This window comes from Flavobacterium glaciei (genome assembly GCF_003350545.1).
GTDB classification, from domain to species: Bacteria; Bacteroidota; Bacteroidia; order Flavobacteriales; family Flavobacteriaceae; genus Flavobacterium; species Flavobacterium glaciei.
In genome coordinates this window covers 1-12,088 of the sequence record NZ_QQBA01000015.1, presented here as the reverse complement: position 1 = coordinate 12,088, position 12,088 = coordinate 1, and the positions used below count along the sequence as shown (strand labels likewise).

Sequence of the window (12,088 nt, the reverse complement as noted above, 5' to 3'; positions counted from 1 at the left end):
AATAAAATTAAAAAAAGTTTTTTTATTTAAACTAAAAATATAAATTTGCTGCACTACAAGTTTAATATAACTAAGATAATTTATTTAAAACTATTAAAATTAAAAAAAATGGCAAACGTTAAAAAAGAAAAAACAGCAAACGGTGGAGGAATGGTTTCAGGGCTAATTATTGCTGCCTGTATTGGTGTTGGTGTATTGATTTGGAAATTCGTTATGGGAAATCCTGCAAACTTTGAGGGAGGTAATATTGAAACTGGTACTCCAATTAATACATTAGGTCAAGTCTATCATGGTGGAGCAGTTGTTCCAGTATTATTAGGAATGTTGTTAATGGTTCTTGTTTTTTCAATTGAAAGATTTTTTGTAATCTCGAAAGCAGCGGGTAAAACTAAATTAGATGTATTTATGACAAAAATACAAGCGAGTATAAAGGCGGGAGAGATTGATGAAGCTATCTCATCATGTGATAAGCAGCAAGGGTCTGTTGCAAATGCAATTAAATCTGCGTTAGTTAAATATCAAGCAGTTAAGAAAGAAGGTTTTAATAGCGAAGAAGCAGCAGAGACTATTCACAAAGAAATTGAAGAGGCAACTTCACTTGAAATGCCAATGTTGCAAAAAAACATGACTATTATCTCTTCATTAGTTTCATTGGGGACTCTTGTAGGATTGTTAGGAACGGTAGCGGGTATGATTAAAGCGTTTGGTGCATTAGCAGCGGCTGGTACTCCGGATCAAGCAGCACTTGCAGCTGGTATATCTGAAGCATTGATTAATACTGCAACTGGTATTGGAACTTCAGCTGTAGCAATTATCTCATATAATTTCTTTACTTCTAAAATAGATGATTTGACTTACTCAATCGACGAAGCTGCGGTTTCAATTGTAAACTCTTACAGAAGATTTAGAGGTAGTTTGAAGCAATAATATTGTTGATTTTATAATCAAAAAAAAACAAAAAGAATGGCTAAAATTAAAATAAATAAAAATCCGGGCTCTACCGATATGACCGCTATGTGTGATGTCGCATTCCTTTTGCTTACTTTCTTTGTAATGACTTCAACAGCCAAGATACCGGAAGCACTTCCTGTAGATACACCTACATCAACAGTTCAGACTAAATTACCTGAGACTGATTTAGCTACCCTAACCGTGGGTAAAGGAAAGGTATTTTTTGATTTGAAAGGCAGAGAAGTTCGTGTGAGAACGTTAGAATTAATGGGCGAGAAATACAATGTTAATTTTTCAGATGTAGATAAAGCTACTTTCTCAATGATGGACGATTTTGGTGTGCCACTTCTTAATCTGAAACAAATTATTGATATGAAGGCAGCAGACAGAAGTAAAGCTGGGCAACCGGGTATACCATTGGATTCACTGGATAATCAATTGAAAGAGTGGATATACAATGCTCGAATAGCTAACATTGAAATTAACGATAAAGAGCTGCAGATCGCTATTAAAGGTGATGCAAAAGAGGAATATCCGGCTATTAAAAAAGTCATGGATGTTCTACAAGAGCAAAAAATCAATAGCTTTAGTTTGGTTACTGGTTTAAGAGGAAAAGATTTTTAATAAAAAAAACACACTAAAATGGCTGAATTAAATACCGGTGACGGTGGAGGCAAAAAAGGTGGTAAGGTAAGGAGCAAGAAATCAAATGCAAAAGTAGATTTAACTGCTATGGTTGATTTAGCTTTTTTATTAATTACATTTTTTATGTTGACTACTACTTTGTCAAAACCTCAATCGATGAGTTTGGCATTGCCAGATAAAGACCCAAACAAAGATAATGTTGATATTAAAGTCGATGAAAACCGTACCATGACCATAATGTTAGGTAAGGATAATAAATTAGTTTACTATGTAGGGTTGTTGAATGCTCCTATAGCTGGACCAAAGGATATAGCATTTGGTAAGGATGGTCTTCGTAAAGAACTTCTATCTAGACAAAAATCTGTTTTAGCTTATTCGGCTGCACTTGGAAAGCCTAAAAATGGTTTAATAGTGATTATCAAACCAAGCAAAAAATCTAATTACAAAAACTTAGTTGACATACTTGATGAAATGGCAATTGTTGGGATTGGGGATTTTGGTAATTACGCTATAGTTCCTGAGTTTTCTCCCGAAGAACAAAAATTGTTAGACGGAAAATAGAAAAATCTTGTTTCCTAATAACCTAATAAGTAAGAAAAATGAAATTAGACATATTAAAAAACCAATGGCTTGATATCGTATTCGAAGGGCGAAATAAAGTTTATGGAGCTTATGAATTAAGGCAATCAAACAGAAAAACTACTATAAAAGCGCTTATTATCGGTGCCATATTTTTTAGTATAGCTTTGGCTGCTCCGCTTATCATGGATTTGTTACCTGCAAGTGAAGAAGAGGATGTTGATAGAGATATTAAAATCACGGCTATTAAGCTTCCTCCTAAAAAAGAGGAGCCTAAATTAAACGTACCTCCTCCTCCACCTCCTCCACCAAAAGTGGATCAAGTAAAGTTTGTGAAGCCGGTTGTCGCGAAGGCTGAAGATGTTACTGAGGAACCGCCTAAAATTGTTGAAATTAAAGACAAGAAAGTAGGTGCTGAAACTATTAAAGGAGATCCAGATGCAGTTCTAACTGTTGAGCCAGTAGGTACTGGAACAACTGCTATAGTTGAAGAAGTTGACAACCAAATTTATAATACAGCTGGTATTGAAGTTAAACCTGATTTTCCAGGAGGAATTGATAAGTTTTATAAATTTGTTGGTAATAACTACCAAACTCCAGAAGAAGAAGGCTTGAAAGGTAAAGTTTACGTTACTTTTGTAGTTGAAAAAGATGGTTCTTTAACAGATATCAAAGTAATTAGAGATATCGGTTATGGAACAGGAAAAGAAGCTATCCGTGTTTTGAAAAAATGCCCTAAATGGACTCCAGGTGAGCAAAACGGTAAAAAAGTAAGAGTACTTTATTCACTCCCAATTACTATTCAATCTGCCGAGTAATGGTAAAGAACATACTTAATAATATTAAGAAGAAATCGCTTAAAGAGCGATTTCTTCTTGTTTTAGGAATTTTCTTTTTTTTATTATATTTTGTTTTAGGTCTTTTTATAATATTTATGAAAAATTTTCCTTTGGAAATGGGTCAGGTTTATAGAGTTGCTTTCGGAGTCATTTTGATTGCATATGCATCTTTTCGATTCTTTAGAATTATAAATGATAATTACTATTAAGTTATGAAGATTACATTTAAACTACCAGCTTTGATGCTATTATTTTTATTACTATTAGTTTTTTCATGTACTGAAAAGAAAGGTGATAAGGATGAAGAAACTATTCTAAAAGGTACTATTTCTATTTACGTTGATGAAACTTTAAAACCAATCATTGATGACCAAGTTGCAGTTTTTGAAAGTAAATATGATGCAAAAATTACGCTGTTATCTAAATCAGAGTCTGAAACTATTAATTCACTTTTTAATGATAAGGGAGGTATAGCTATATTATCTAGAAATTTGACCGATCAAGAACTAAATGTTTTTAAGCAAAGAAAGATTACACCTAAGATAACTCCTTTCGCAACTGACGCTATAGCTTTTGTATCTAATAAAAGAAACAATGATACGTTGGTAGCTTTGAAAGAAGTTATAGATTTTATGCAAGGAAAGGATGTGCCATCTATAAAAGGTCTTGTATTTGATAATTTAAATTCTAGTACATTACGTTATTTGAATGATTTGGCAGGCATTACTGCGGTCCGAGATAATGGTATTTTTTCGTTCAAAACAAATGAGGAAGTCATTAAGCATGTTTCTCAAAATGATGGATTGATTGGTGTTGTAGGTGTTAATTGGTTATCTCAGCCTTCACCAGTTATGCAAAAATTTGTTACAGAATTAAACGTTTTGCATGTAAAGGGTTTAAAAGGTGATTCGTATTATCTTCCTTCTCAAAATGATATTGCCGAAAAAAATTACCCTTTGGCACGCGATTTGTATATAGTAAATTGTCAAGGCTTTCAAGGATTAGGGATGGGGTTTGCTTCATTTGTCGCTGGAGATGTGGGGCAACGGATTATTCTAAAATCAGGTCTTTTACCAATACGTATTCCTGGAAGGAAATTCATTATTTCAGGGACAAAAAATAATCAAAAATAAATTAAATACAATGAAAATGATTAAACTTACAACTTTGAGCGTGGCCTTATTGGCTTCTGCTTTTACAGCTCAAGCACAAGACATTAATCAAGCTAGAAAAGCAATCGATGCAGAACAGTTTGAAAGTGCTAAATCGATTTTAAAATCAATTATAAAAGCAAAACCTAGTAATGGAGCTGCTTTCTTTACTTTAGGGAATGTTTACCTTACTCAAAGTGTAGAAGATTCTGCTAAAATTTATTTTCAAGAAGGATTAAATGCTTCAGAGAGTGGTAAACTAAATTACATTGGTTTAGGGCAGATGGATTTAGACAAAAATGATATGACAAGTGCACAATCTAAATTTGCTTTGGCCACCAAGGACATAAGAAAAAAAGATGTTCAAGAGTTTGTTTATATTGCAAGAGCATATATGAATACGAATAAGCCTGATTATAAAGCTGCTATTGCAATTTTGACTCGTGCTGCAATTAATAATTCTCAAGATGCACAATTGCAACTTGCATTAGGTGATGCTTATTATGGTGATGGAAAACAAAATGAAGCTTATGTAGCGTATAGAAGTGCTTTTCAATTGGATAACACATTGTTGAGAGCTAAAATGCAATTAGGCGTTTTGTTAAAAGGTGCAAAATCCTATGATGAAGCTTCAAAAGCATACAATGAAGTAATTGCATTGAATCCTAATTATGGTCCAGTTTACAGAGAATTAGCTGAAACCTATTACAAAATTGCTCGTAACAAACCATCTCAGGCTGCTGCAAACTATAAAACAGCGATAGGATACTATGACAAATATATGTCATTAACTGATTATTCAATTCACTCAAGAATGCGTCGTGCAGATTTTCTTATTCTAATAGAAGATTATATTGCTCTTGAAATTGAAGCTAACAAGATGATTGAATTAGATAAAGTAAATCCGAGAATTTACCGTTATTTAGGATATGCTGCCTACAAAAATGGAAATGTTGATGTAGCTATTAAGTCATTAGAAAGCTTTATTAATGCTCCAGGTAACAAAGTGATAGCATTAGATTATTTATATTTGGGTTTAACCAAAATTAAAAAAGGTACTTCTGCTGACGGATTAACAATTGATCCAGTTGCCTTCAACGCTGGTTTATTAGATATTAAAAAGGCAGTTGAAATGGAGCCTTTAGCAGTGCAAGATTTAAGTGAAGTTGGTAAAAAATTATTTACCCAAAAACTATATAAAGAATCTGCCTCAATTTTTGAATTTGGTGCTAATATTTCAGATTCTAAAACATATTTAGATGATAATGTTTATTATGGTTTAGCTAATTATTATGCTAATAATGGTAAAGATGTTAAACCAGATGTTATTGCTTTGCAAAAATCAGATGCTGCTTTCGAAAGAGTATTAGTAGCTTCTCCAGCATACCATGAAGCATATCTTTACAGAGCTAGAACGAATAGATTGCTTGAAAAAGATGATGTAATGACTAAAAATTATGAGGATTATGTAGCTAAAGTTACTGCTCTAGGTGCAGAAGAAACAGCTAAACCTGCTGTGAAAGCTAAAATTATTGAGTCATACAATAACATTGCTGCTAATTATGCTAATAGTGATAAAGTTAAAGCGATGGAATATTTCAGAAAAACATTAGAGCTAGATCCTTCTAATGCTTATGCAACTGAATCAATGAAAACATTAAAATAAGATTCTTATTTCTTCATTTTTTAAACCGATAGTTTTTTTAACTATCGGTTTTTTATTTTTTAGTAGCATATAAACTTTATAATAATCAGGGTTACTCTTCAGAATCATATCATATCGCAGAATTTTGTTCTTTAAAGTTTATTTTTTTTAGTTTTTGTTTTCAAATTAACTCCTTTTCAAATTAACTATCTTTGTGCTTTAAAATTAAATAATGTTATCAAAAGAAATACAATTAGAAGTTAATAAGGGTGCTATGCTACCATTAATGGAAGAATTCTTTACTATACAAGGAGAAGGATTTCATACAGGAACTGCAGCTTACTTTATTAGAATTGGTGGGTGTGATGTAGGTTGCCATTGGTGTGATGTAAAAGAAAGTTGGAATGCTGAATTGCATCCTCCAACAGGTATTGATTTAATAGTTTCGAATGCTAGTAAATATTCAGAGACTGTTGTTGTTACAGGAGGAGAACCATTAATGTGGGATATGACTTTGCTTACGCAAAAGCTAAAAGAGAATAATAGAAAAGTTCATATTGAAACTTCTGGTGCATATCCGTTAACAGGAACCTGGGATTGGATTTGCCTGTCTCCAAAGAAAAATAAATTACCGACAAAAACGGTTTATGACAATGCGCATGAGTTGAAAGTTATTATTTATAACAAGCACGATTTTATTTTTGCAGAAGAACAAGCCGAAAAAGTAAATGGGGAAGCTATTTTATTCCTACAGCCTGAATGGAGCAAAAAAGAAGAAATGACTCCGCTGATTGTTGATTATGTAATGAATAATCCTAAATGGCGTGTTTCTTTACAAACACATAAGTATCTAAATATTCCTTAAAAAAATGCCAAATACTTTTTGTATCTGGCATTTTCAATATAAGTAGCATTTAGTTTAAGTTTATGATTACCAATTTTTTTTCTTTTTTAATTCCGTTATATGCGCTAAGTGGTGGTTTCCATGCCAAGCATAAGTTCCTATTATTTCTTTTATTTTGAATTCCTTATTGTTTTCAGGATGTATAAATGTTTTTTCTAAATCTTCGTCAGATAAACTATTCAGTAAATAGGCCAAGCGAAAGTGCAATCCTTCCAGAAAGGAAAGCGTAGGCTGAATGGGCATTGTTAAATTATCATGTAATTCAGCCCAACGATCTTCGTGATAATATTTTATTATTGGATTTTCTTCAGTTAGCGCCCATTTGATTCTAATAAAACAATTCATGTGGCTGTCTGCGCAATGATGAACTACTTGGCGAATAGTCCAGCCATTTTCTCGGTATGTCGTATCGAGTTGTCCTTCGCTTAGCGAAACTACTTCCTTTTTTAAACGGTCAGGGAAACTAGCGATTTCGGATATTCTATTATTGAGATAATCATTGGAATAGATTTCAGGGGCGATAAAATTTCCTATTGGATAACATAATTTTTCTAAAGTTGAGTTTTCCATATTGTAATTTTCTTTAAATCGAAAGTTTAGCTAAATAATCGTAATGTTCTCCTTCAATAATTAATTCGCTTTGTAACCCATTGGCGAAAGCCGCATTTTGTAAAGTGTTGTAATCCAAATATAGCCAAGGAAATTCTTCTTCTTTTTCATTTTTATAACGTATCGTAAAAGTTAATTCACCGTAATATCCGTTACTTGGAATCCATTTCCCACCATCTTCATCATTATCAAACATATAAATGATATCCGAAGAATCGATAAGAATTTGTCCGTTTGGATTCAGCAAGCTTCTTAGTTTCTGTAAAAATGTAGTTGTTTTTTTTAAAGTCCCAAAAATACCAGTTCCATTCATCAATAATAAAATGGTGTCAAATTTATTTTGTGGGTCATTAGAATCCATTTCAAGAATATTTTGAACTTGGGTATTTTTTAAACCTCTAAGTTTACAAGCTGCAACTGCATTTTGAGAAATATCAATGGAATAAACATCAAGATTTCTTTCATTTTGTAAATACAAACTATGACTTCCAGCGCCACAACCTACATCTAAAATTTTTCCTTTTGCAAGTAATAATGCTTTCTGCTCAATTTTTGGCATTTCGTTATACGAGCGAAATAAATATTCAACGCTCATTTCATCCTCTTCAGAAATTGAAGTCTCTGTAATTATATCTTCTGGCGAATTATTAGTTTGATAATCGAGTATGGCTTTGCCAAAAAGGTCTTTCATCTTTTTTGTTTAAAGTTTAAGGTTTCAGGTTTCAAGTTTGTTACTTTTGTGGCTCCAACTTTAAATTTTAAACTTGAAACACATTTTAAACAATCTTCCTAAAGAAGCCAAAGATAAGCATATCGAAAATAAAAAGTATTTCGATAAGCTTAAAAAGAAGACGCCTAAAAATTTGGATTATGTGATGCAGGATTTGCATGACGCTGAATTCAAGAAAACCGATTGTTTAAAGTGCGCAAACTGTTGTAAAACTACTGGGCCTTTATTTACAGATGCAGATATTGAACGTGTTTCAAAATATTTACGCCAAAAACCACAACAGTTTATCGAGCAGTATCTTCGTATTGACGAAGATAAAGATTATGTGTTACAAAGTGTGCCGTGTACTTTTCTTGATAATGAGAATGCTTGTATGATTTATGATGTTCGTCCTAAAGCATGCAGAGAATTTCCGCATACGGATAGAAAAAAGTTTCAGCAAATAACAGACTTAACATTGAAAAACGTTAGTATCTGTCCTGCTGCTTTTAACATAGTAGAGGAAATGAAAAAGAAACTGCCACTTTAATTGTCATAAAATAAATAGACTGAAACTTAAATGTTATTTCAAAGAGGCTTTAGGGTTTTTGACGTTAAAAAATTAGACTAATATATCAAATATTTAGATCTCATTTGCTTGAACTCAATTAATCCTTTTTTCCAACTTTCTCTTATTGCTGTTTCCGAAGTTCCATTTTGTATTTGTTGCTGTAGTTTTTTAGTTCCTGCAAGTTTGGTAAAAAAAGGATTAAAAAATTTTGATTTGTCAGTTGTTGCTTGGTAGGCTTTAATCAACCATTTTAATTCCAATTGATTTACCTTTTTAACTTCAGATAAATCTTCACCGTTACATTCGATGCCATTATAAACTGGATTTTGTGCGCCAAAATTTGGTTTTGGAATAAAACTAAAATTGCTTTTCGGTAAATATGGAGAGCCATAAATTTGAAATTGCTTCTCTGTTCCTCGCCCTACACTTACATTTGTACCTTCAAACAGACACAAACTTGCATATAAATTCACGGCTTGATCATTTGGAAGATTCGGTGAAGGTTTTACAGGTAAACTGTAATTCATTTTTCGATTGTAATTAAGACATTTAATAATGGTCAACTGACATGAGACTTGATTTTTTAACCATTTCTCACCATTAACCATCTGTGCATATTCTCCAATTGTCATTCCATGTAACAATGGAATTGGGTGCATTCCTACAAAACTGCTGAAAGCTGGCTCAAGAATTGGACCGTCAACTACACCTCCGTTAGGATTTGGTCTGTCAAGAATTAAAAGTGGAATGTTGTTTTCGGCACAAGCTTCCATGATATAATGTAACGAAGAGATATAAGTGTAAAATCGTGCACCCACATCTTGCAAATCAAAAACTATGATATCTATCCCTGCGAGTTGTTCTGGTTTCGGTTTTTTATTATCGCCATAAAGAGAGATAATAGAAAGCCCAGTTTTAGAATCTCTTCCGTCTACCACATGTTCTCCAGCATCAGCAGTTCCACGAAAACCGTGTTCAGGCGCAAATATTTTTTGGATGGTAATATTATTTTCTAAAAGAAAATCCACTACATGCATTTTATTAGAGAGAATACCAGTCTGATTTGTCACGATGCCAATTTTCTTATCCTTTAATAATGGTAAGTAGGTGCTATAATTATCGGCTCCAGTTTTTATTTCAATATTTAGACGGTCATTAGTTTTTTCTATAACTGATGTTACATTTCCCATTTTATCTGTTTTCCTCGCAGAGCAGGATGTCGAGATAATTATGAAAGATATAAAATGAAGTGGTATTTTAAGAAATGGAATCATATAGTGGTTCAAATAAAATTAATGCCAATTAGTGTATTTCGTGTTTTAACAGTATTTTTGGCTTTAGCAACGCAAACTGGCGAAGCAAATCCAAATTAGAAAAGTAATTAAATTGAATTTAGAATATTTCATAGCCAAACGTCTCATTACTGCTAAAGATTATAAAAGTAGCATTTCTGCGCCAATTATAAAAATTGCTATTTCGGCAATTGCCATTGGAATGATCATGATGATTATTTCAGTAGCAACCGGAATTGGATTGCAGCAAAAAATCCGGGAAAAAGTTTCAGCTTTTAATGGACATATCATTATTTCGAATTACGACAACAACCAATCCGAAGTTACCTTAGTTCCTATTTCTAAAAAACAGGATTTTTATCCAAAGTTTACATCAGTTCCAGAAGTACAGCATATTCAAGCAATAGCCAGTAAAGCTGGAATTATTAGAACCGAAACTGCTTTCGAAGGAATTATCTTCAAAGGTGTGGGGACAGATTATAAGTGGGACAATATTAAGGAATACATTGTTCAAGGTAGAATTCCAAATAATAAAGGAAATTTGAATGAAGAAGTTGTGATATCTCAGTTTATTGCAAATAGGTTGAATTTGAAAGTGGGTGATGCATTCAATACTTTCTTTATGAAAGAGAAAGGGTATAATCTGCGGAATTTTGATATTGTTGGGATTTTTAATTCTGGTTTTCAAGAATTCGACGCTACTTATATAATAGGAGATATTCGTCACATGCAGCGTATCAATAAATGGTCTCCGGATCAAATAGGTGCTTTTGAGGTTTTTGTTAATGATTTTAATACTATCGAATCTACCGGCGAACAAGTCTATGCACATACGGCGTCAACATTAGACAGTAAAACTATAATCGAGAAATACAGTTACATATTCGAATGGCTTCAACTATTCGATTTCAATATCATCGTTATATTAGTAGTTATGATTCTTGTCGCTACAATCAACATGGTAGTAGCTTTACTAGTGCTGATTCTCGAGCGAACCCAAATGATTGGAATTCTTAAAGCTTTAGGAGCTAATAATTGGTCAGTCCGAATAATTTTTCTTTACAATGCCTTCTATCTTATAATAAGAGGGCTTTTCTGGGGCAATTTTATCGGTATCTCTTTATTGTTAATACAGCAACAATTTGGTATAATCCAACTTCCACCTGAAAACTATTACGTCAACCAAGCACCGGTTTATCTAAATTGGGGATATATACTTTTATTAAACCTGCTTACAGTGACCGTTTGTTTCCTGGTATTATTAATTCCCTCCTATATAATAACGAAAATCTCACCGGTCAAAGCGATTCGTTTCGATTAGATTTTCATTTGGGCGTTACCGTTTATAAAAAAGATAGGCTATTATCAAAAAAGGTAATAGCCTATCTTTTTTATAAACGGTCGGGCTATTCACTACAAGTCCTCGCCCCGCAAAAGGCGGGACTGTGGGCTTTTCGCTTCTATCCCTAACGCGAACCTGAGTAAACTAAAGCGTTTAGTTGTTTAAACCTGTATTATGTCACCTTGATATATGGTAGCAAAAAATGTAATGGTGCTTTTAGTATACTATAATGTATAGTAGAAGACCATTAATTAGTTCCAGCAGACGTATGTGTCATTAAAAAAGGAAGACACTTTTGAGTGTGCAAAGTGAATCCAAAGCCATGAAAAGAGTAATTATACTTGAATTCTGGAATATCTACGAAATATACCGAGGTGTGATAGGCTTATGTGTAGGTATGAAAAGCCCAGATTTCATCTATAAAGCCTCCCTTTCCTAGGAAGAGTCTAAAAGTGTAGGGAGGGAAGTGAAAAATAATACTTTCAAAATTCACGTTTCCAGCAAGTTAAAGTTAAGGATAAAAAAACGTTAAAAAAAAGTGATTAAAAAGCTTGTAAAAGCGAATAAAGGGTGTAGTTTTGCACCCGCAATACGATAGACGTTCATTTAAATACTGGCAAGCAAAAGGGATTAAAGTAGAAAATTTATTTTCAAAAAAAAATTCAAAAAGCTTGTGAGATTAGAAAACGGATATTACATTTGCACCCCGCAAACGAAGTTCATCGAACACTTCTTCAAGTAAGAGTTAAGTGAGATAAAATAAGCAAAGTTCCTTGAAAGATTGATAAGAAAAAGAGAAGAAAGCGAGATAAAAATTATTTCAAAAAAACTTCAAAATTTTCTTGCCAGTT

Annotated in this window: 12 protein-coding genes; 9 read left to right on the top strand and 3 right to left on the bottom strand. The window is 32.8% G+C overall.

Going from position 1 to position 12,088, the window contains the following annotated elements:
* Positions 1–108: 108 nt before the first annotated feature.
* The 7 genes from DFR66_RS11920 to DFR66_RS11885 all read left to right on the top strand — a co-directional run bounded on the left by DFR66_RS11920 (position 109) and on the right by DFR66_RS11885 (position 6,675).
* Positions 109–927, top strand: a complete 819-nt coding sequence (locus DFR66_RS11920) for a MotA/TolQ/ExbB proton channel family protein (protein ID WP_114755060.1) — start codon at positions 109–111, stop codon at positions 925–927.
* A gap of 36 nt (positions 928–963) precedes the next feature.
* Entirely contained in the window at positions 964–1,575 is a 612-nt protein-coding gene (locus DFR66_RS11915; RefSeq protein WP_114755059.1) for an ExbD/TolR family protein, read from the top strand.
* An 18-nt stretch (positions 1,576–1,593) separates the two neighbouring features.
* Positions 1,594–2,157, top strand: coding sequence for an ExbD/TolR family protein (locus DFR66_RS11910; RefSeq protein ID WP_114755058.1), 564 nt, complete (start codon positions 1,594–1,596; stop codon positions 2,155–2,157).
* Positions 2,158–2,195: 38 nt separating this feature from the next.
* Positions 2,196–2,993: an energy transducer TonB gene (locus DFR66_RS11905; RefSeq protein ID WP_114755057.1), complete on the top strand. Its 798-nt coding sequence runs from the start codon at positions 2,196–2,198 to the stop codon at positions 2,991–2,993.
* 233 nt (positions 2,994–3,226) lie between these two features.
* Positions 3,227–4,147, top strand: coding sequence for a PstS family phosphate ABC transporter substrate-binding protein (locus DFR66_RS11895; RefSeq protein ID WP_114755055.1), 921 nt, complete (start codon positions 3,227–3,229; stop codon positions 4,145–4,147).
* A gap of 16 nt (positions 4,148–4,163) precedes the next feature.
* Positions 4,164–5,831: a tetratricopeptide repeat protein gene (locus tag DFR66_RS11890; protein ID WP_114755096.1), complete on the top strand. Its 1,668-nt coding sequence runs from the start codon at positions 4,164–4,166 to the stop codon at positions 5,829–5,831.
* 211 nt (positions 5,832–6,042) lie between these two features.
* A complete protein-coding gene (locus tag DFR66_RS11885; RefSeq protein WP_114755054.1) occupies positions 6,043–6,675 on the top strand; it encodes a 7-carboxy-7-deazaguanine synthase QueE in 633 nt (210 codons plus the stop codon).
* A 66-nt stretch (positions 6,676–6,741) separates the two neighbouring features.
* Here DFR66_RS11885 and DFR66_RS11880 read toward each other — a convergent pair whose 3' ends face one another.
* Positions 6,742–7,284, bottom strand: coding sequence for a YfiT family bacillithiol transferase (locus tag DFR66_RS11880; protein ID WP_114755053.1), 543 nt, complete (start codon positions 7,282–7,284; stop codon positions 6,742–6,744).
* Positions 7,285–7,297: 13 nt separating this feature from the next.
* Entirely contained in the window at positions 7,298–8,014 is a 717-nt protein-coding gene (locus DFR66_RS11875; protein WP_114755052.1) for a class I SAM-dependent methyltransferase, read from the bottom strand.
* A 73-nt stretch (positions 8,015–8,087) separates the two neighbouring features.
* On the opposite strand from DFR66_RS11875, the gene DFR66_RS11870 reads away from it, so the two are divergent.
* Positions 8,088–8,582, top strand: a complete 495-nt coding sequence (locus tag DFR66_RS11870) for a YkgJ family cysteine cluster protein (RefSeq protein WP_114755051.1) — start codon at positions 8,088–8,090, stop codon at positions 8,580–8,582.
* Positions 8,583–8,659: 77 nt separating this feature from the next.
* Here the strand turns inward: DFR66_RS11870 and DFR66_RS11865 are convergent, their stop codons facing one another.
* Positions 8,660–9,793, bottom strand: a complete 1,134-nt coding sequence (locus DFR66_RS11865) for an exo-beta-N-acetylmuramidase NamZ family protein (protein ID WP_242008674.1) — start codon at positions 9,791–9,793, stop codon at positions 8,660–8,662.
* A gap of 196 nt (positions 9,794–9,989) precedes the next feature.
* Between DFR66_RS11865 and DFR66_RS11860 the strand changes: the two genes are divergently transcribed.
* A complete protein-coding gene (locus tag DFR66_RS11860; RefSeq protein WP_114755049.1) occupies positions 9,990–11,216 on the top strand; it encodes an ABC transporter permease in 1,227 nt (408 codons plus the stop codon).
* Positions 11,217–12,088 lie beyond the last annotated feature (872 nt).